The sequence below is a fragment of the Geobacillus sp. CCR genome (genome assembly GCF_052906625.1).
Window position 1 is genome coordinate 22,832 of sequence record NZ_JBREBQ010000011.1, and the last position, 19,410, is coordinate 42,241.

Here is a 19,410-nt window from a genome sequence, read left to right on the forward strand (position 1 = left end):
GGGGGCGTTCGATGTACGAAACGATCCGTTATGAAGTGAAGGGACAAGTCGCCTGGCTGACGCTCAACCGCCCTGATCAGCTCAATGCGTTTACGGAGCAGATGAATGCGGAAGTGACAAAGGCGCTAAAACAAGCAGGGGCGGATCCAAACGTCCGCTGCGTGGTGATCACAGGCGCCGGCCGGGCGTTTTGTGCGGGGGAAGATTTGAGCGGCGTGACGGAAGAAATGGACCATGGCGACGTGTTGCGCTCCCGATACGCGCCGATGATGAAAGCGCTTCATCATCTTGAAAAACCGGTTGTCGCAGCGGTGAACGGGGCGGCGGCCGGCGCGGGCATGAGCTTGGCGCTGGCGTGTGATTTCCGGCTTCTCTCGGAAAAGGCGAGTTTCGCTCCCGCGTTTATTCACGTCGGTCTTGTGCCGGACGCGGGCCATCTCTACTATTTGCCGCGTCTTGTCGGGAGGGCGAAGGCGCTTGAGCTTGCGGTGCTCGGGGAAAAAGTGACCGCCGAGGAAGCAGCTGCGCTCGGACTGGCGACAAAGGTGATTCCTCTCTCTGATTGGGAGGAGGAAGTAAAGCAGTTTGCCGAGCGGCTCTCTGCCATGCCAACGAAGGCGATTGGACTCATCAAACGGCTGCTTCGCGAAAGCGAGGAAACGACGTTTGACCGCTACCTCGAACGGGAAGCGGAATGCCAGCGCATTGCGGGATTGACATCCGACCACCGCGAAGGCGTCAAGGCGTTCTTTGAAAAACGAAAACCACTATTCCAAGGAAACTAAGCAAGGGGGAAAAAACGATGGCGACTGTCAAACAAAAGAAAATGGAACCGATGCCGACCAAACGTGATTTCTATCATTTGATTGTGAACGGGGAGCGGGTCGAAAGCGCCTCGGGCGAAACATTTGTGGTGACCAATCCGGCCACTGGCGAACCGGTCGCCCGCGTCGCCAAAGGGACGCGCGAGGATGCCGAACGGGCGGTGCAGGCGGCAAGGCAAGCGTTTGACCGTGGGAAATGGCGTCATTTTCCGGTGCAAAAACGGGCGCGCATCTTGTACCAAATTGCGGCCATCATGCGCGAACGTTTTAATGAATTGGTGGAATTGGAAATTTTGAATACCGGCAAAGCGTTGTCGGCTGCTCAAGGGCAAGTGATGCAGGCGATTGAAGACTTTGAATTTTTCGCCGGGGCGATCATTGGGCACCGCGGGGCGGTCAACCCGATGCCGGGCGCGTTTCACAACTATACAGAAAAAGAGCCTGTCGGTGTGTGCGCCCAAATCATTCCTTGGAACTATCCGCTCATGATGGCGGCTTGGAAAATCGCGCCTGCCATTGCCGCTGGATGCTCGGTCGTCGTTAAACCGGCGTCGCTGACGCCGCTCACCTGCCTTGTGCTGGCGGAAATTTGCCATGAGGCCGGCGTGCCGGAAGGGGTCGTCAATGTGGTGACGGGCGCCGGAGCGGAAGTTGGGGACTATTTGGTCGAACATCCGCTCGTCGACAAAGTGGCGTTTACCGGATCGACGCCGGTGGGGAAGGAAATTATGGAGAAGGCGTCGAAAACATTAAAACGGGTGACGCTCGAGCTGGGGGGCAAATCGCCAAGCCTTGTGTTTGCGGACGCTGATTTAGAAGCCGCTGTCGCCGGCTCATTGTTCGGCATTTTCTACAACAGCGGCCAATCGTGCGAGGCGCGTTCCCGCTTGTATGTGCATGAAAGCATCTATGACGCGTTTATGGAAGCGTTCGTGGCCAAAACGAAGCAGCTGAAACTCGGCGACCCGTTTGATGCCGGCACGCATGTTGGGGCGATCATCAGCCGCGGGCAGCTGGAAGTGATTGACGAATACGTGCAATCGGCTGTCGCCGACGGAGCGACGGTCGCCGCCGGGGGAAAAGAGGCGGTTGTCGCTGGGTTTGAAAACGGTTACTGGTATGAGCCGACGATTTTGACGAACGTGAACCATCAAATGAAAGCGGTTCGTGAAGAAATTTTCGGACCGGTTGTCGTCGTGATGAAATTCCGCGATGAAGCCGAAGCCATTGAATTGGCGAACGACAGCGACTATGGACTGGCCGCCGCGATTTGGACGAAAGATCATGGCCGCGCCGTTCGCGTAGCGAAACAGCTGCGCTCCGGCATTGTCATGGTCAACAGCCCATTCTCCGCTTTCCCAGGCACGCCGTTTGGCGGCTACAAACAGTCCGGATTTGGGCGTGAGCTGTCTGTCGAGGCGCTTGATTTGTACACAGAAACGAAAAGCGTGCTGTCGTATTACGGTCCGCGTCCGCTTAATCCGTTTGGCGTCTAAGATTTTCTCCGTTTTGCGTTTGCTACTATACGAGAGCGGGTCGCGTCCTTGGAAGCAACGTTCAGTTTGCCGCCCTTGAAGGCAAGAGCCGGTTAGGGCAAGCGTGGAGAGACACGCCCGCTCGTTTGCCGAGCACCCCGTCGCTCGTGATGGGGTGCCCATTCATTTGACGGCGTCCGCTGCTTGGCGAAAGGCACGCCGGCTTGATGCATCAGCCGTCATATGCGAAAGCAGGAGAGGGGGAAGACGATGATCGAACGCCTTGTTGTCGTCGGCAGCGGCGTGATGGGGAGAGGCATTGCTTATGTCGGCGCTGTCGGCGGGTTCCAGACGACCTTAGTGGACATTAAGCAAGAACAATTGGAGAGCGCCCAGAAGGAGATTGCTTCGATTTTTGAACAAGCGGTCGCTCGAGGGAAATTGACCGACAGCGAGCGGCAAGAAGCCGAGGCGCGCCTGTCGTATTCACTTGATTTGGCGGCCGCTGTGCGCGATGCCGATTTGGTGATCGAGGCGGTGCCGGAAAAGCTTGAATTGAAAAAGCAAGTGTTCGAGACGATTGACGCCCATGCACCGGCGTCGTGCTATTTTGCGACGAATACATCCACCATGAGTCCGACCGAAATCGGTTCGTTCACGAAGCGGCCGGAGCGGGTGATCGCCATGCATTTTTTCAATCCGGTTCATAAAATGAAGCTTGTGGAAATCATCCGTGGCCTTGAGACGAGCGACGAAACGGCGCAAGTGGCCAAAGAAGCGGCCGAGCGAATGGGAAAAGAGACAGTGGTTGTCAATGAATTTCCTGGATTTGTCACGAGCCGGATCAGCGCCCTTGTCGGCAATGAAGCGTTTTACATGCTGCAAGAAGGGGTCGGGACGCCCGAAGAGATCGACAAGGCGATCAAGCTCGGCCTCAATTTCCCGATGGGGCCGTTTGAGCTCGCTGATTTAGTTGGGCTTGATACGAGATTGAACAACTTAAAATATTTGCACGAAAAACTCGGAGAAAAATACCGCCCGGCGCCGCTTTTGGAGCAATACGTCAAAGCGGGGCGGCTTGGCCGCAAAACCGGCCGCGGCGTCTATGACTATACGAATCGGGAAAACAGCTGATTCGCTGGAAAAGGAAGGGAGAGAACATGGGCAGAGAAGTCGTGATTGTGGATGCGGTGCGCACACCGATTGGCCGCTACAAGGGCGCGCTAAAAGAAGTCAGGCCGGATGATTTGGCGGCTGTTGTCATTCGAGCGCTCATCGAGCGAAATCCGAATGTGCCGGTCGAGCAAATTGATGACGTTGTCTTTGGAAACGCCAACCAAGCCGGCGAGGACAACCGAAACGTCGCCCGCATGGCGGCGCTGTTGGCCGGGCTGCCGATTGAGGTCGCAGGGGTGACGGTCAATCGGCTGTGCGGTTCAGGGCTTGATGCGGTCAATTATGCGGCGCGGGCGATTTTGGCCAATGAGGCCGATATCATGATCGCCGGCGGCGTGGAAAGCATGACGCGCGCCCCGTTTGTCATGGCCAAACCGTCAAGCGATTTTCCGCGCGGCAACATCGAGATGTATGACACAACGATCGGTTGGCGCTTTATCAATCCGAAAATGCACGAAATGTATGGCACCGACAGCATGCCGCAAACGGCGGAAAATGTGGCGAAGCGATTCGGCATTACGCGCGAGGCGCAAGATGAGTTTGCTTACGAAAGCCAAATGAAAGCGAAACAAGCGATCGAAACGAATCGGTTTGCCGATGAACTCGTGCCGGTCGTTTATCACGATCGAAAAGGCAACCGCGTTGTCGTCGATAAAGACGAGCATCCGCGTCCGGATACGACGCTTGAGAAACTGGCGAAGCTGCCCCCATTGTTTGAAAACGGCACGGTGACGGCCGGCAACTCTTCCGGCGTCAACGACGGGGCGGCGGCGCTGCTAGTCATGAGCGCAGAGAAGGCGAAGGAACTCGGCCTCAAGCCGCTGGCGGTTTATGTCACTTCGGCTGTCGCCGGCGTCGAACCGGCGGTGATGGGGATAGGCCCGATTTTTGCGACACGCAAAGCGTTGCGCCGCGCAGGGTTGTCGCTTGACGACATCGGACTTGTCGAGCTGAACGAGGCGTTTGCCTCGCAAGCGCTGGAATGCATCCGGCAGCTTGAGCTCGATCGGGCGAAAGTGAACGTCAACGGGGGAGCGATTGCCCTTGGCCATCCGCTTGGCGCGAGCGGCGCCCGCATTTTGACGACATTGATTTACGAAATGCGAAAACGCGGCGTCACCTATGGCTTGGCAACGATGTGCATCGGCGTCGGCCAAGGAATCGCGACGATTGTGAAAAACGCGGACGAACGGTGAGAGCGCCTTGTCTTCGTTCGGCGGAAAGGATGGTTATGTTCAGACGACGGCCCGTCATACAGCCGGTCTGGTTGAATGACGTCTGCCTAAGTTGATGAAGCTGCCGAAGCTGCGGCCGCATGTTTGCATGCCGTTGAGAGCCGCCTGCTTTTTTAGCGGTGCGGCTCTTTTTTATTCCTTTTGTTTTTTCGTCCGTCTTGCCAGCGTGATAAAAGTTTGTTACGATTATATTTCGAAAACAAGATAAAGGGAGCCCATTCACAATGAACACACGCTCAATGATCTTTACGATTTACGGCGACTACATCCGCCATTACGGCGGTGAAATTTGGATCGGGAGCCTAATCCGCCTCCTCCGCGAGTTCGGCCATAACGACCAGGCGGTGCGGGCGGCGGTGTCGCGCATGAGCAAACAAGGCTGGATTCGTTCGGAAAAACGCGGCAATAAAAGCTACTATTCGCTCACGGAGCGCGGCGTCAAGCGGATGGAAGAAGCGGCTCGGCGCATTTACAAAACGCGTCCCGAGCATTGGGACGGGAAATGGCGCATTCTCATCTATACGATTCCTGAGGATAAGCGGCATTTGCGCGATGAACTGCGAAAGGAGCTTGTTTGGAGCGGGTTCGGCACGATTTCCAACAGCTGCTGGATTTCACCGAATAATTTGGAGCAACAAGTATACGACTTGATCGACAAGTATGACATCCGCCCGTATGTCGACTTCTTTCTTGCCGAATACGATGGACCGCATACGAATAAGCAGCTTGTGGAAAAGTGCTGGAATTTAGAAGAGATCAACCAAAAATACGAGCAGTTTATTGCGGTCTACAGTCAAAAATATGTGATTGACAAACATAAAATCGAGCGTGGCGAGATGTCGGACGCGGAATGTTTTGTCGAGCGGACGAAGCTCGTCCATGAATACCGAAAATTTTTGTTCATCGACCCCGGCTTGCCGGAAGAGCTGTTGCCGAATGAGTGGATGGGAAGCCATGCCGCCGCCTTGTTCAACGACTATTACCAACAGCTCGCAGCACCGGCCAGCCGTTTCTTTGAAGCGGTGTTTCAGGAAGGGGCAGAGCTTGACAAAAAAGAAGAGGAAGAGATATCGGTGGAATGAACCGGGATGCACGGCGCAACGACAGCTGTGCATCCCGTTTGACGTTCATGGAACGTTTGGTATGGGACTGTGGCAGAGGAAAGTTGCCGCCGAATGAACATCGTCGGTTTGACCGTGCACCTATCGTTGCCCGTTTTTCATTGTGGGCGTCGTATTGAATGATCACGAAATGACAAAATGCCCGGTTATATTGGGAAGGAAACACTAAATTTATGTTACACTCAAATCATTCTCATCTTCTAAAAAATGTGGTATTATGTATAATATATAACGTATTTTTTACGGAGTGTGAATATAATGAATGATGTTTGTCGTTTGCTCGACCTTCGTTATCCGATCATTCAAGGGGGGATGGGCAACATCAGCAACGCCGAGCTGGCGAGCGCCGTATCGGAAGCAGGGGGGCTTGGAACGATCGGAGCCGGAACGATGACGCCCGATGAGGTGGAGGCGCTGATTATCGAAACGAAGCGGCGCACCAACCGTCCGTTTGCTGTGAACATCCCATTGCAGGTGACGCCGCACGCCGCGGAGATCGCCGAACTTGTCATCCGCCATCAAGTGCCGGTTGTTTCGCTTTCAGCTGGCAATCCGGCGCCGTGGATTCCACGTTTTGCGGAACATGGCATCAAGGTGATCGTCGTCGTCGCCTCGGTCAGCCAAGCGAAAAAAGCGGAAGCGGCTGGAGCGCATCTCGTCGTCGCTGAGGGGTATGAGGCGGCGGGAATCAACTCGCCGCTAGAGTTGACAACGATGACGCTCATTCCGCAAGTCGTCATCGCCGTCCGCATTCCTGTCATCGCTGCCGGCGGCATCGGCGATGGACGCGGCTTGCTTGCCGCGTTGGCTCTCGGCGCCCAAGGGGTGCAGCTCGGCACAAGGCTTGTGGCAACGAAGGAAGCTCCGTTTCATGAAGCGTATAAACGACGGCTTGTCGAGGCAAAGGAAAATGAAACGGTCATTGTCGGCCGTTCGGTCGGGCGCATCCGCCGCGTCATGCGCACGCCGTATGTCGAGAAGCTGCTGGAGTATGAACAGCAAGGCATGCCGATCGAGCAGTTTCAAGAATATACATCGGAGGATCGTCATCGCCGCGGCGCCCTCCTCGGCGATTTCCATGAAGGATTTATCAACGCGGGGCAAATCGCTGGCCTCATCGATGACGTGCCAACGGTGGCCGAGCTGTTTGAACAAATGATGACGGAAGCCAAAACGCAGTGGCAATCATTATCCACACTATTTCGCTGATCGAACGAAGACGCCTGTCAAACGGCGTCTTTTTTTGGCGATGAAAAATTGGTTGGCAGAGGGTTGACACTGACAACGAACATCGTTACTATAAAAATAGTATAACGTTATTTTAACGTAATAATATTTTTTGTTATATTAACTTGAAAACGCTTTCAAGCGGTGAAGCAAAGGAGAGGGGAAGCGATGAATGTCATGCTATCGCCAAACATGTCACAAAGATTGGATTTGTTTTTCCAAATGCGTGAACATGAACAGGTGGTGTTTTGTCTCGATGAAGCGACCGGCCTAAGGGCGATCATCGCCATTCATAGCACGGCTCTTGGGCCGGCGCTCGGCGGCTGTCGGATGCATCCGTATGCCACGACGGAAGAGGCGCTCGCCGATGCGCTTCGGCTGTCGAAAGGGATGACGTATAAATGCTTGGCCGCTGATGTCGATTTTGGCGGCGGCAAAGCGGTGATCATCGGCGACCCGCGCAAAGACAAATCGCCGGAATTGTTTCGTGCTTTCGGTCAGTTCGTGGAGTCATTAGGCGGCCGGTTTTACACGGGCACCGATATGGGGACGACGCCGGACGATTTCGTGCACGCGCTGAAAGAGACAAATTGCATCGTCGGCGTTCCGGAAGCGTATGGCGGAAGCGGCGACTCATCCGTGCCGACCGCTGAGGGCGTTGTTTACGGCATTCAGGCGACGAACGATGTTGTGTTCGGCAGCAAGCACTTGCATGGCAAAACGTATGCGGTGCAAGGGCTCGGAAAAGTCGGAAAAAAAGTGGCGCTTCGTTTGCTTGAAGAAGGGGCGGATCTGTATGTGTGCGATTTGAACGAAGCGGCAGTCAAAGAGGTCGTGGCGTATGGCAAACAAATCGGAGCGTCCGTCAAGCCGGTAAACGGAACGGATATTTATCGCGTCGAAGCCGATGTGTTCATCCCGTGCGCATTTGGCGGCGTCATCAACGATGAAACGATCGCTGAGCTGCGAGTGAAAGCGGTCGTCGGTTCGGCGAACAATCAGCTGGCTGACAAACGCCACGCCCGTATGTTGAAAGAAAAAGGCATCGTGTATGCCCCCGATTATATCGTCAACGCCGGCGGGCTCATTCAAGTGGCCGATGAACTGTACGGAGCGAATAAAGAGCGGGTGTTGGCGAAAACGAAAGCGATTTACGATACATTACTAGCCATTTATGCGCGGGCCGAATCGGAAGGAATGACGACGGTCGAGGCGGCCGACCAATTTTGCGAAGAGCGGCTCGAGAAACGCAAACGCCGCAATCATTTTTTCACGCACCAAAAGCGGCCGAAGTGGGATATTCGACGTTAATGCCGAGTCTATCCATATGAAAAAATGTCTGAAAATACGTAATATAATACCTTATTTTTTAATTCAGAGAAAAATCCTTTTGGAAAGCAGCGATCAAAGAGGCGAGGAGGAATCATTCATGAAACAAGCGATCAAACGATTCGCGATACCGGTCGTTTTCGGAGTTTTGGCACTCTCAGGCTGTGGGGGAGAAGAGAAGGCCGCGACGAACGGTGCGAAAGAAGATGGAAAGCAGAAAACGTTTACGATTGGCGTCACCCAAATCATTCAACATCCATCGTTAGATGCTGCCTTCAATGGATTTAAAAAGGCGCTCGAAGACGGGGGATTTAAAGAGGGGAAAAATGTTCGGTACAATATCCAAAATGCCCAAGGCGACATGAATAACAGCCAAACGATCGCCAATAACTTTGTATCGGATGGGGTTGACCTTATTTTTGCCAACTCGACTCCGAGCGCGCAAAGTGCGCTCAATGCGACGAAAGACATTCCCATTGTGTTTACATCCGTGACGGATCCGGTCGGCGCCGGTTTAGTTCCATCGATGGACAAGGCAGGGGAAAACATCACGGGAACAACGGACAGCCATCCCGATGCGATTCGCAAAACGATTCAATTCATCGATGAGCAAACGGATGCGAAAACCGTTGGGCTTATTTATAACGCGGGCGAACAAAACTCGTTGGCGCAAATTGAAAAAGTGAAGGAAGCGGCGAAACATACGGATTTGAAGTTGGTGGAAGCCTCCGTTTCGACCACAGCCGAGGTGAAACAGGCGGCAGAGTCGTTAGTTGGCAAGGCAGATGTGTTTTACATCGTGACGGACAACACCGTTGTATCTGCCATTGAATCGGTTGTCAGCGTTGCCAACGAGAAAAAAATCCCTGTTTTTACGGGAGAGCTCGATTCATTAAAACGAGGCTGTTTTGCGGCGTATGGGTTTGATTACTACGATATCGGCTATCAAGCGGGGCAAATGGCAGTCGCCATTTTAAAAGGAGAAGCCAAACCATCAGAGATCAAACCAGAATATCCGAAAAAATTAAAATTGGTGATCAATAAACAAGCAGCGGAAAAACAAGGAATCAAACTGAAGCCTGAATGGGATCAAATGGCGGAATACATCGAATGAAAGGATGAGTGCTGTTGCTGGCGTCCATCACGGGAGCAGTGGAATCGGGACTGATTTACGCCATTATGGCGCTGGGAGTGTATTTGTCGTTTCGTGTGTTGGATTTCCCTGATTTAACCGTGGACGGCAGCTTTGTGACAGGAGCTGCTGTGGCGGCGACGTTGATTGTCAACGGGATCAATCCGTTTGTGGCGACGTGTCTGGCGCTTTTCGTTGGATTCGCTGCCGGGTGTATGACCGGGCTTCTTCATACAGCAGGGAAGGTCAATCCGCTTTTGTCGGGCATTTTAATGATGATTGCGCTTTATTCGATCAATCTTCGCATCATGGGGCGTTCGAACGTGCCGCTTTTGAATGAGAAGACGGTTTTTACAACCATTCAAGAATGGGGGACGAAAATCGGACTTGACTCGGCCGCGGCGAAAACATGGGGAATTCTCCTGTCGATGACGTTGCTTGCTCTTTTGTTTAAATGGTTCACAGACTGGTTTTTACAGACGGAAATTGGGCTTGCGATTCGGGCGACGGGCGATAATCCGCGCATGATTCGCAGCCTGTCGGCGAACACCAATTTGCTCATTGTCTTAGGGTTGGGCCTTTCCAATGCCATGGTCGCGTTCTCGGGGGCGCTTGTTGCCCAGTACGGCGCGTTTGCCGATGTCGGGATGGGAATTGGCATGATCATTATCGGTCTGGCTTCTGTCATTATCGGCGAAGCGGTATTTGGAACGAAAACGATCGCGCGAGCCACGCTTGCCGTGATCGGTGGAGCGATCATTTACCGCATTGTTGTGAGTCTCGCTTTGCGCGTCCAATTTCTCGAAACAGGGGATGTGAAGCTCATTACGGCATGCATTGTCATTTTGGCGCTCGTTGTTCCGCAAATGGTTCGTCAACAAAAAGAGAAAAAACGCAAAGAAGAAAAAAGATGGAATCGAGCGCAGGTGATGGACGTTGCCGCAACGGGAAAGGGTGAGGCGGATGTTGCAGTTAAAAGGGATTTATAAAGTGTTTCATGAGGGAACGCCTGACGAAAAGATCGCGCTCCAAAACATTCATTTAACACTTCGAAAAGGAGATTTTGTCACTGTGATCGGCAGCAACGGAGCAGGAAAATCAACCTTGATGAATTTGATTTCAGGAGTGTTGTTTCCTGATGAAGGGACGATTTGGATTGACGGTCAAGATGTCACCATGATGCCGGAATACGTCCGCTCCCGCTATATCGGAAGGGTGTTTCAAGATCCGATGGCCGGAACGGCGCCAAACATGACGATTGAGGAGAATTTGGCGATGGCGTATACACGCAATCAAAAGCGCACGCTCCGCCGCGGAGTGACGAAAAAACGGCGCGATGATTTTCGCGAGTTGCTCTCCACCCTTCATCTCGGTTTAGAAAACCGTCTTCAGGCGAAAGTCGGCTTGCTCTCGGGCGGAGAGCGGCAGGCGTTGTCTTTGCTTATGGCGACCTTCACCGAACCTGCCATTTTGCTGCTCGATGAACATACAGCGGCTCTCGATCCAGCCAGAGCGGAGTTGATCACCAACTTAACAAAAGAGATTGTGGAGCGATATCGATTGACGACCTTGATGGTCACCCATAATATGCAGCAGGCCATCGATTTAGGAAACCGCCTCATCATGATGGATAAAGGGCAGATCATTTTCGAAGTGGATGAGAATGAAAAGAAAAGCTTAACGGTAGAAAAGTTGCTCGCAGAATTCCAACGCATTCGCGGGGAACAGCTCGCAAGCGATCGTGCGGTATTGAGCTGATCGATCAGCCATTCAAATACCATGGGGAGGAGGAATGGCATGGAACTCGATTTTCCGATTGTGCAAGTATTGAATGAAGAAGGAACGATTGTGCAGCCTGAATATCGTGAACAAATCACGAAAGAATTGACGATGACGATGTACCGCCATCTGATTCGCACGAGAATGGTTGACCGAAAATGTATCAGCCTGCAGCGGCAAGGGCGCATCGGGACGTATGTGCCGTACGAAGGGCAAGAGGCGTGTCAAGTCGGAAGCGCGCTTGCACTCAACGATGGTGATTGGATGTTTCCGACCTATCGCGATCATGGGGCGATGATGACATTCGGCCGTTCCTTAACGCAAACGCTTTTATACTGGAAAGGGCGGACGGAAGGGTGTGTTCCACCTGAGGGAAAAAAAATCGTTCCGCCGAGCGTTCCGATTGCCACGCAACTCCCTCATGCAGCGGGGGCGGCGTGCGCCGAAAAATGGAAGGGGACGAAAAATGCGGTGATTGTGTACTTCGGTGATGGGGCGACATCAGAAGGAGATTTCCATGAGGGATTGAATTTCGCGAGCGTTTTCAACGCGCCTGTCGTCTTTTTCAACCAAAACAACCAATATGCGATTTCTGTTCCGATCACCCGTCAGATGAAGACAAAAACGATCGCGCAAAAAGCGTTGGCGTACGATATTCCCGGCCTTCGCATCGATGGAAATGACGTGTTTGCCGTGTATTTCAAAACAACTGAGGCGCTCGAGCGGGCGAGAAACGGAGGGGGGCCGACGTTAATCGAAGCGGTGACATGGCGTTATGGCGCCCATACGACGTCCGATGACCCGTCCAGATATCGCGACCAGGAGGAAAGCCAAAAACGGCGCGAAACAACCGATCCGATTAAGCGGGTCGAGCGGTTGATGCAGCGGGAAGGCTGGTGGGATGAAAAGTGGGCGAATCAAGTGCAAGAGGAAGTGAACGCCGAAATCGAGCAGGCGGTTGTGGAAATGGAGAGCTATCCAAAAGCGAATGTATCTGACATGTTTGACTTTGTGTTCGCCCAACCGACATGGACGATTGCGGAGCAGAAAGAAGCGTATCTTCAGTGGAAGCGGGGGATGGCAAGATGATCACCGAGGTGGGGACGAAATCGCTGACCCTTGTGCAAGCGGTCAATGACGCGCTTCGCATCATGTTAAAAGAGCGTGAAGATGTCATCGTGCTCGGAGAAGACGTCGGGAAAAACGGCGGGGTGTTTCGCGCCACGGACGGATTGCTGGAGGAATTTGGCGAGGAGAGGGTGATGGACACGCCGTTAAGCGAGGCAGGATTTACTGGTGCAGCGATTGGAATGGCGCTTGGTGGATTTCGTCCTGTCGTAGAAATTCAGTTTTTAGGTTTTATCTATCCAGCCTATGAACAAATCATGACCCATGCGGCACGCATGCGTGCGCGGACGAGAGGGCATTTTACCGTGCCCTTGGTCATTCGCGCCCCGTACGGCGCGGGCGTGCGGGCCCCGGAAATTCATTCGGACAGCACGGAAGCGCTGTTTACCCATATGCCAGGCATCAAAGTCGTCTGTCCCGCGTCGCCGTATGACGCCAAAGGGTTGCTCATCGCCGCGATTGAAGACCCGGACCCTGTTCTCTTCTTAGAACCGATGCGCAGTTATCGTGCGTTTCGCGAAGACGTTCCGGAAGGAAAATATACGATTGAAATTGGCAAAGGGAAAAAACTACGTGAAGGGGACGACGTGACCGTCATCGCCTGGGGCGCTATGGTGCCGGTCGCCATGAAGGCGGCGGAAGAGGCGGCGAAAAAAGGGATTGATGCCGATGTCATCGACTTGCGCACCCTTTACCCGCTCGATAAAGATATGATTGCCGAGTCGGTGCAAAAGACAGGAAGAGCCGTCATTGTCCAAGAAGCGCATGCGACCGGTGGGTTAGCCAATGACATTCTCGCCGTCATCAATGACACATCGTTTTTCTATCAACATGCACCAGTCGAACGGGTGACGGGATTTGACGTTCCGGTTCCGTTTTTCGCCTATGAAGACGATTATTTGCCAACGCCGTCGCGCGTGCTGCACGCGATGGAAAAAGTGATGCGTTTCTAGTTGCATCCGACATGAATCGGAAGCGCAAAGAAAGAGCCATGCCTTTTCGGCTGGCTCTTTTTCTTTCTTCGATAAGCCGTATGACGGCCGCGTCGATCGTTTTTTGCGCAGCCATCTCGTTGATGGGATGGTGCTGATGTTACTCCCGATGATCGGCCAGCTGTTTTCGATACTCTTTTCCTTTTTGCACGTATGTATCAATCGACAGCTGGATGAGAGCAAGGTCTTTGTCCGTCAGTTCACGCACCACTTTTCCAGGCGAGCCGACAACGAGCGAGCGGGGCGGAATCTTTTTGCCGGACGGAATCAACGTGTTGGCGCCGATGATGCATTCTTCACCGATTTCGGCCCCATCCAAAATCGTCGACCCCATGCCGATGATCGACCGTTTGCGGATCGTGCAGCCATGAAGGATCACATTATGCCCGACCGTCACCTCATCTTCAACGACAAGCGGCGACCCTTCGTACAAATGGCAGGTCGTATTGTCTTGAATGCTCGTTCGGGCGCCGATTGTAATCGGCCCTTCATCTCCGCGCAGGACCGCGTTGAACCAAATCGTCGATTCCGGACCGACGGTGACGTCTCCGATCAAATAGGCTCCCGGGGCAATGAATGCGGTTTCATGAACATTCGGACGTTTTCCGTTATACGGGTATAGCATCCCCACATCCCCCTTCATTTGGTGAACTGTGTCATGATCAGTATAACACATTTTGCACGGGGACGGAAATAAGCGGAATGCACGATATCTTTTCCGCTGCCAAGAACCATCCATTCATGTACCAATGCCTTACGGGGCGAGCAAAAGCGGCAATGAGGCGGTCGTCATCCTTTGATGGCAAGGCGCAAATCTGCAATCGCCGTTTCGTGTTCAATCGATCGGCGGCATAACATATCGATGATCCGTTCTTGGCGCAGCCATAGCTGCATTTGTTGCTCTTGATTTTGTTCAAGCCGTTTGACGATCACATCGATTTCCTGAATGGCTTGATGAACAGCGGCAACTCCTTTTTGCCATTTCAGCTTTGACTTCATTCAGCTCTGCTTTTGTCGCCGCATTGGTTTTGATGTCCTCGAGCTCCTGCTTGGTCGCCAGATTGTTTCTCATCTCTGACATTTCTTGCTGTATGACCCAATCTTGTCCAAAACAAGACGCCACGGTTCGCTCATTGGCAACATCCGTTCTGAATTGGCAATGAAGATAAGGAATTTGCGGTGGGCGCAAAGATGCAGGTGAAATGGAAGAGAGGAAATGGTGCTGTTGCGGAAGCGACGATTCCCTGTCATTGATTATACATGAATCAACAAGACGCGGAAAAGGTTTTTTCTGTACGATGAAAAGATGTATTTTTTATTTGAATAATATTATTTTTCTTAATGTTTCTTTATTATAATGTGAAATTATGAATCATGCAAAATTTTTTTGACAATATAAACATAATGAATTATTATATTAAAAGAATTTAAAGGAGGTAAGTAGTGGTTATGTCATCCATTGACAAGCAACAAATCGCTGCCAGCGTTCCTCAGCGCGGCTTTTTCGGCCATCCGAAAGGGTTGTTTACGCTCTTTTTCACGGAATTTTGGGAACGCTTTTCGTATTACGGCATGCGCGCCATTTTAGTGTATTACATGTATTATGAAGTATCGAAAGGCGGGCTCGGGCTTGATGAGCATCTGGCGCTCGCGATTATGTCGATTTATGGGGCGCTGGTGTACATGTCCGGAATCATTGGCGGTTGGCTTGCTGACCGGGTGTTTGGCACGTCGCGCGCGGTCTTTTACGGCGGCCTTCTCATTATGGCCGGTCATATCGCCTTGGCGATTCCAGGCGGGGTGGCGGCGCTGTTTGTGTCCATGGCGCTCATTGTCTTGGGAACTGGGTTGTTAAAACCGAACGTTTCGAGCATTGTCGGCGATATGTACAAGCCTGGCGATGACCGCCGCGACGCCGGATTCAGCATTTTTTACATGGGGATTAACCTTGGCGCCTTTTTGGCTCCGCTTGTTGTCGGTACCGCGGGGATGAAGTATAACTTCCACCTCGGCTTCGGACTTGCGGCCGTCGGGATGTTTCTCGGATTGATTGTCTTCATCGCGACAAGAAAGAAAAACCTCGGGTTGGCCGGGACGTATGTGCCGAATCCATTGACGCCAGCGGAAAAGAAAAAAGCGGCTTCCATCATGGCCGTAGGGGCGGTCGTGATTGCCGTGCTGCTAGCCATCTTGATTCCAAACGGCTGGTTCACGGTGGAAACGTTTATTTCTCTTGTCGGCATCTTAGGCATCATCATCCCGATCATCTATTTTGTCGTCATGTACCGCAGCCCGAAAACGACGGCTGAAGAGCGGTCGCGCGTGATCGCGTACATTCCGTTGTTCATCGCTTCAGCGATGTTTTGGGCCATTCAAGAACAAGGATCGACCATTTTGGCGAACTATGCGGACAAGAGGACGCAGTTGCATGTAGCAGGCATCCACTTGTCGCCTGCATGGTTCCAGTCGCTGAACCCGTTATTTATTATCATTTTGGCTCCGGTGTTCGCGTGGATGTGGGTGAAGCTTGGCAAACGGCAGCCGACGATCCCGCAAAAATTCGCGCTCGGCTTGTTGTTCGCCGGCCTGTCGTTCATCGTTATCCTCGTGCCGGGGCATTTGAGCGGCGGAGGGCTTGTCCATCCGATTTGGCTCGTGTTAAGCTACTTCATCGTCGTGCTCGGGGAGCTTTGCCTGTCCCCGGTCGGCCTGTCGGCGACGACGAAACTTGCCCCTGCCGCTTTCTCAGCGCAAACGATGAGCCTTTGGTTTCTATCGAACGCCGCCGCGCAAGCGATCAACGCTCAGCTTGTGCGCTTCTATACGCCCGAAAACGAAACGGCCTATTTCGGCACGATCGGCGGGGCGGCGGTTGTGTTAAGCGTCATCTTGTTTTTGCTCGCCCCGAGCATTCAGCGGCTCATGAAGGGCGTTCGTTAATATCACGCTGATGTTTGTATCAACAGGGAAAACAGATGATCCAAAAGATTACAAATCTGTGACAGGATGCTCTGCGTTGGCAGAGCTTCTTTTTTTATTCAAAAAATATTTACATAAATCAAAAAATAAGTTCAGATGGTGTTTACAAAAATGGATTACGATGGAATAGAAAAAGAGGAAAGGGGAGAAAAGCGGATGGCGTTTCTTGAGCTGGTTGAGGTGACGAAATCGTATGGAGGCAAAAAGAGCGCGGTCGAGAATGTGAATGTCGCGATTGAATCAGGGGAGTTTTTTGTTCTTGTCGGCCCATCGGGATGCGGCAAAAGCACGATTTTGCGGCTGATCGCTGGCCTTGAGCCGCTGACATCAGGATATGTATTGATCGATGGACAAGTGGCGAATGATTGGCCCCCTCACGCCCGCCGGTTATCGATGGTCTTTCAAAATTATGCGCTATATCCCCATTTGACGGTGGAGCAAAATATGCGGATTGTCTTGCAGGCGCAAAAGGTGCCGAAAGAAGAACAAGTGAAACGTTGCATGGAAGCGGCGGAATTGCTTGGATTGACCGATGTGCTGCATAGGAAGCCGCGGGAATTGTCAGGGGGGCAGCGTCAACGCGTTGCCTTAGGGCGAGCGATTGTCGCGCAGACTCCGCTTTGTTTGATGGATGAACCGCTCTCCAATTTAGATGCCAAGCTGCGTGCGAAAATGAGGAGCGAGCTTCGACGTTTGCAACGTCAGCTCGGCATGACTGTGATTTATGTCACGCACGATCAGACGGAAGCGATGACCATGGCTGACCGGATGATGATTTTGCATGATGGCCGTCCGCAACAAATCGGCAGTCCGCTTGATGTATACAATAGCCCAGATAACACGTTTGTCGCTTCATTTATCGGAACACCGCCGATGAATTTGGCGGAAGCGCATGTGCTGAACCATTCCCTCTTATTGCAAAACGAGCGGCCCATCCGTCTTCGGCGTCGTTCTTTGCCGAAGGCTGAACGGGTGATCGTCGGACTGCGGCCGGAACATATTGAGCCGGCGGAATCAGGAGAAGAATCTATGGCCGTCAAAGTCAGCCATGTCGAGTGGCTCGGCAATGAAACGTTAGTGACGTTTGAGTTGGCAAAAAATCTTTATTGGACAGCACGATGGAATGGACAATGGCGCATCCGTTTGGGAGAAGTGGTGCCATTGACGTTTGATGAGCAGGATTTCCTGTTTTTCGATGCGTCTGGAAAGCGAATTGGAGCCCCGTCCATCAAGCGGGAGGAGGTGTGGGTTCACCAATGAATGAGCGTGTTTCAACGGTTCCCTCCCCAGCGCCATGGTCGGTCCGGACGAAGCGGGAGGCGCGGCAGGCCGCAATAAAATCGTGGTTGGAAGGGATGGTGTATCTTTGTCCTTCGCTCCTACTGTTTGGCGTGTTTCTCTTTTACCCGTTGGGGAGAACGATGTATTTAAGCGTGTTTCACACCGATTATCAAGGGCACCCGACGGAATTTGTCGGTTTGGCGCATTTTGTTGCTCTTCTTCAAGATGCATCGTTTTGGCATAGTTTGAAGGCGACGGTTCTATTTGCGGCGCTCACTGTCCCGACGACGGTCGCCGTTTCGTTCGGTTTAGCGTTGCTCGCTCATGAAACACGGAAAGGAATCGGGATCTTTCGGACGATTTTTGCCTCTACGATGGGGATGAGCGTGGGAGTCGCTTCGGTGATTTGGATGTTTATGTACAATCCGGCGATCGGGATCATCAATCGTTTGGTGTCCGCGATCGGCGGGACTCCTGTTTCATGGCTTCTTGACCAGGACACGGCATTGTATGCGGTGGCGGCGGCGACGATCTGGATGAATATCGGACTGACCTTTTTATTGTTGCTGGCCGGTCTGCAAAACATCGATCCATCCTTGTACGAAAGCGCCCGCATCGCTGGAATGAGCTATTGGCGGCAGCTGTGGACAGTGACTGTGCCGCTGTTGTCGCCAACGTTGTTTTTTGTCACGACGGTCTCGCTTATTCAAGCGCTGCAAACGTTTGGACAAATTGACTTTTTAACGAAAGGCGGGCCGGTGGAGGCTACGAATGTGTTCGTTTACGCGATTTACCGGGAAGCGTTCGTCAACTATCAGTTTGGTTCCGCGAGCGCGCAAGCCCTTGTCCTTTTTCTCATCATCGCCATCGTCACGTTTTTGCAGTTTCGGTTTGCTGAGAGGAAGGTGCACTACCAATGAAAATAGCGCGGGCAACGGCTCACTATGTGTTGTTATGCCTATGCTCGGTTGTAATCTTGTTTCCAGTGGCTTATGCTCTTCTGATGAGTTTGATGGATGGAGCCGCTATTTTGTCAGGACGCCTATGGCCTGAGAAGGGGACATTGGTCAATTATGAGGCCGCGTTTCAACAGGCTCCGCTTGGGAGATATTTATGGAACAGCTTTTTTGTGGCTTTCATGATTACAGTGGGGCGCCTCATCGTGTCAAGTCTCGCCGCTTTCGCTTTTGTGTTTCTCCGCTTTCCCGGTCGGGATCGGTGGTTTTACGTGTGCATTGCCACGATGCTCGTTCCGTGGGAAGCGACTGTGATCCCAAATTTTTTGACCATCCAAGCGCTTGGCTGGACAAACCATTACGCAGGACTCATCGTGCCGTTTTGGGCGATGGCGTTTGGCATCTTTTTATTGCGGCAACAGTTTAAGCAAATTCCGCACGAGCTGTATGAGGCGGCGCAGTTATCTGGGATGGGGAATTTCCGCTTTTTTTGCCGCGTCGTGCTGCCGCTTTCAAAAACGAGTTTGGTGACGCTGGCTGTTTATAGTTTTTTGGACGCTTGGAATATGTATTTATGGCCGCTGCTCGTTACAAACGATGACCGTGTCCGCACCGTGCAGATCGGGCTCAAGCAGCTGCAGACGCAAGAGATCGCCAGCAGCTGGGGCGTCGTTATGGCAGCGGCGGTTATCGCGATGCTTCCAACTTTGTTGCTGTTGTTTGCTGGACAGAAGCAATTGCGAAAAGGGCTTATGCAAGGAGCGATTCAATAGCGA

At 52.5% G+C, this 19,410-nt stretch carries 18 protein-coding genes; 16 read left to right on the forward strand and 2 right to left on the reverse strand.

The genetic code is table 11. The annotated features are described in order from the left end of the window. The first annotated feature begins 11 nt into the window (after positions 1 to 11). The 12 genes from ACVBDQ_RS07545 (at position 12) to ACVBDQ_RS07600 (ending at position 13,379) form a co-directional block, all read left to right on the forward strand. Positions 12 to 785, forward strand: coding sequence for an enoyl-CoA hydratase-related protein (locus tag ACVBDQ_RS07545; protein ID WP_011231524.1), 774 nt, complete (start codon positions 12 to 14; stop codon positions 783 to 785). 17 nt (positions 786 to 802) lie between these two features. After that, positions 803 to 2,320, forward strand: coding sequence for an aldehyde dehydrogenase family protein (locus ACVBDQ_RS07550; RefSeq protein ID WP_011231523.1), 1,518 nt, complete (start codon positions 803 to 805; stop codon positions 2,318 to 2,320). Positions 2,321 to 2,569: 249 nt separating this feature from the next. Further along, on the forward strand, positions 2,570 to 3,433 hold the full coding sequence (locus tag ACVBDQ_RS07555) for a 3-hydroxyacyl-CoA dehydrogenase (RefSeq protein WP_021321741.1): 864 nt from the start codon (positions 2,570 to 2,572) through the stop codon (positions 3,431 to 3,433). A 26-nt stretch (positions 3,434 to 3,459) separates the two neighbouring features. Beyond that, positions 3,460 to 4,671 carry an acetyl-CoA C-acyltransferase gene (locus tag ACVBDQ_RS07560; RefSeq protein ID WP_011231521.1) on the forward strand — a complete coding sequence of 404 codons (1,212 nt, stop codon included), beginning with the start codon at positions 3,460 to 3,462 and terminating at the stop codon, positions 4,669 to 4,671. Between the two features lie 263 nt (positions 4,672 to 4,934). Further along, on the forward strand, positions 4,935 to 5,792 hold the full coding sequence (paaX, locus tag ACVBDQ_RS07565; protein WP_074043188.1) for a phenylacetic acid degradation operon negative regulatory protein PaaX: 858 nt from the start codon (positions 4,935 to 4,937) through the stop codon (positions 5,790 to 5,792). Between the two features lie 297 nt (positions 5,793 to 6,089). After that, positions 6,090 to 7,040, forward strand: coding sequence for an NAD(P)H-dependent flavin oxidoreductase (locus ACVBDQ_RS07570; protein ID WP_446663132.1), 951 nt, complete (start codon positions 6,090 to 6,092; stop codon positions 7,038 to 7,040). Positions 7,041 to 7,226: 186 nt separating this feature from the next. Further along, positions 7,227 to 8,369: a Leu/Phe/Val dehydrogenase gene (locus ACVBDQ_RS07575; protein ID WP_446663133.1), complete on the forward strand. Its 1,143-nt coding sequence runs from the start codon at positions 7,227 to 7,229 to the stop codon at positions 8,367 to 8,369. Positions 8,370 to 8,487: 118 nt separating this feature from the next. After that, complete coding sequence (locus ACVBDQ_RS07580) at positions 8,488 to 9,501, forward strand: ABC transporter substrate-binding protein (RefSeq protein ID WP_014196076.1); 1,014 nt, start codon at positions 8,488 to 8,490, stop codon at positions 9,499 to 9,501. Between the two features lie 14 nt (positions 9,502 to 9,515). Continuing rightward, positions 9,516 to 10,508: an ABC transporter permease gene (locus ACVBDQ_RS07585; RefSeq protein WP_023633546.1), complete on the forward strand. Its 993-nt coding sequence runs from the start codon at positions 9,516 to 9,518 to the stop codon at positions 10,506 to 10,508. Next, positions 10,483 to 11,277: an ABC transporter ATP-binding protein gene (locus ACVBDQ_RS07590; RefSeq protein ID WP_020278618.1), complete on the forward strand. Its 795-nt coding sequence runs from the start codon at positions 10,483 to 10,485 to the stop codon at positions 11,275 to 11,277. Before ACVBDQ_RS07585 ends, ACVBDQ_RS07590 begins: the two co-directional genes overlap by 26 nt. Before the next feature lie 39 nt (positions 11,278 to 11,316). Then, entirely contained in the window at positions 11,317 to 12,387 is a 1,071-nt protein-coding gene (gene pdhA / locus ACVBDQ_RS07595) for a pyruvate dehydrogenase (acetyl-transferring) E1 component subunit alpha (protein WP_446663134.1), read from the forward strand. Further along, on the forward strand, positions 12,384 to 13,379 hold the full coding sequence (locus tag ACVBDQ_RS07600) for an alpha-ketoacid dehydrogenase subunit beta (RefSeq protein ID WP_446663135.1): 996 nt from the start codon (positions 12,384 to 12,386) through the stop codon (positions 13,377 to 13,379). The genes pdhA and ACVBDQ_RS07600 overlap by 4 nt, the downstream gene beginning before the upstream one ends. A 139-nt stretch (positions 13,380 to 13,518) precedes the next feature. Here ACVBDQ_RS07600 and ACVBDQ_RS07605 read toward each other — a convergent pair whose 3' ends face one another. Continuing rightward, complete coding sequence (locus ACVBDQ_RS07605; RefSeq protein WP_434410311.1) at positions 13,519 to 14,043, reverse strand: gamma carbonic anhydrase family protein; 525 nt, start codon at positions 14,041 to 14,043, stop codon at positions 13,519 to 13,521. A 164-nt stretch (positions 14,044 to 14,207) separates the two neighbouring features. Then, positions 14,208 to 14,417, reverse strand: coding sequence for a hypothetical protein (locus ACVBDQ_RS07610; protein ID WP_015375091.1), 210 nt, complete (start codon positions 14,415 to 14,417; stop codon positions 14,208 to 14,210). Positions 14,418 to 14,867: 450 nt separating this feature from the next. Between ACVBDQ_RS07610 and ACVBDQ_RS07615 the strand changes: the two genes are divergently transcribed. The 4 genes from ACVBDQ_RS07615 to ACVBDQ_RS07630 all read left to right on the forward strand — a co-directional run bounded on the left by ACVBDQ_RS07615 (position 14,868) and on the right by ACVBDQ_RS07630 (position 19,407). Continuing rightward, positions 14,868 to 16,358 carry a peptide MFS transporter gene (locus ACVBDQ_RS07615; RefSeq protein WP_138187247.1) on the forward strand — a complete coding sequence of 497 codons (1,491 nt, stop codon included), beginning with the start codon at positions 14,868 to 14,870 and terminating at the stop codon, positions 16,356 to 16,358. A gap of 195 nt (positions 16,359 to 16,553) precedes the next feature. Beyond that, complete coding sequence (locus ACVBDQ_RS07620; RefSeq protein WP_033012400.1) at positions 16,554 to 17,657, forward strand: ABC transporter ATP-binding protein; 1,104 nt, start codon at positions 16,554 to 16,556, stop codon at positions 17,655 to 17,657. Continuing rightward, complete coding sequence (locus ACVBDQ_RS07625; protein WP_021322413.1) at positions 17,654 to 18,598, forward strand: carbohydrate ABC transporter permease; 945 nt, start codon at positions 17,654 to 17,656, stop codon at positions 18,596 to 18,598. Before ACVBDQ_RS07620 ends, ACVBDQ_RS07625 begins: the two co-directional genes overlap by 4 nt. Then, positions 18,595 to 19,407 carry a carbohydrate ABC transporter permease gene (locus ACVBDQ_RS07630; protein WP_025039051.1) on the forward strand — a complete coding sequence of 271 codons (813 nt, stop codon included), beginning with the start codon at positions 18,595 to 18,597 and terminating at the stop codon, positions 19,405 to 19,407. The genes ACVBDQ_RS07625 and ACVBDQ_RS07630 overlap by 4 nt, the downstream gene beginning before the upstream one ends. Positions 19,408 to 19,410 lie beyond the last annotated feature (3 nt).

What these genes read in the sequence shown, in the direction of transcription:
- ACVBDQ_RS07580 (WP_014196076.1), top strand. Translation starts at nt 8,488, where the DNA reads ATGAAACAAGCGATCAAACGATTCGCGATACCGGTCGTTTTCGGAGTT.
- ACVBDQ_RS07550 (WP_011231523.1), top strand. Translation starts at nt 803, where the DNA reads ATGGCGACTGTCAAACAAAAGAAAATGGAACCGATGCCGACCAAACGT.
- ACVBDQ_RS07610 (WP_015375091.1), bottom strand. Translation starts at nt 14,417, where the DNA reads ATGAAGTCAAAGCTGAAATGGCAAAAAGGAGTTGCCGCTGTTCATCAA.
- ACVBDQ_RS07560 (WP_011231521.1), top strand. Translation starts at nt 3,460, where the DNA reads ATGGGCAGAGAAGTCGTGATTGTGGATGCGGTGCGCACACCGATTGGC.
- ACVBDQ_RS07615 (WP_138187247.1), top strand. Translation starts at nt 14,868, where the DNA reads ATGTCATCCATTGACAAGCAACAAATCGCTGCCAGCGTTCCTCAGCGC.
- ACVBDQ_RS07590 (WP_020278618.1), top strand. Translation starts at nt 10,483, where the DNA reads ATGTTGCAGTTAAAAGGGATTTATAAAGTGTTTCATGAGGGAACGCCT.
- ACVBDQ_RS07545 (WP_011231524.1), top strand. Translation starts at nt 12, where the DNA reads ATGTACGAAACGATCCGTTATGAAGTGAAGGGACAAGTCGCCTGGCTG.
- ACVBDQ_RS07570 (WP_446663132.1), top strand. Translation starts at nt 6,090, where the DNA reads ATGAATGATGTTTGTCGTTTGCTCGACCTTCGTTATCCGATCATTCAA.
- ACVBDQ_RS07625 (WP_021322413.1), top strand. Translation starts at nt 17,654, where the DNA reads ATGAATGAGCGTGTTTCAACGGTTCCCTCCCCAGCGCCATGGTCGGTC.
- ACVBDQ_RS07600 (WP_446663135.1), top strand. Translation starts at nt 12,384, where the DNA reads ATGATCACCGAGGTGGGGACGAAATCGCTGACCCTTGTGCAAGCGGTC.
- pdhA (WP_446663134.1), top strand. Translation starts at nt 11,317, where the DNA reads ATGGAACTCGATTTTCCGATTGTGCAAGTATTGAATGAAGAAGGAACG.
- ACVBDQ_RS07620 (WP_033012400.1), top strand. Translation starts at nt 16,554, where the DNA reads ATGGCGTTTCTTGAGCTGGTTGAGGTGACGAAATCGTATGGAGGCAAA.
- ACVBDQ_RS07575 (WP_446663133.1), top strand. Translation starts at nt 7,227, where the DNA reads ATGAATGTCATGCTATCGCCAAACATGTCACAAAGATTGGATTTGTTT.
- paaX (WP_074043188.1), top strand. Translation starts at nt 4,935, where the DNA reads ATGAACACACGCTCAATGATCTTTACGATTTACGGCGACTACATCCGC.
- ACVBDQ_RS07630 (WP_025039051.1), top strand. Translation starts at nt 18,595, where the DNA reads ATGAAAATAGCGCGGGCAACGGCTCACTATGTGTTGTTATGCCTATGC.
- ACVBDQ_RS07555 (WP_021321741.1), top strand. Translation starts at nt 2,570, where the DNA reads ATGATCGAACGCCTTGTTGTCGTCGGCAGCGGCGTGATGGGGAGAGGC.
- ACVBDQ_RS07605 (WP_434410311.1), bottom strand. Translation starts at nt 14,043, where the DNA reads ATGCTATACCCGTATAACGGAAAACGTCCGAATGTTCATGAAACCGCA.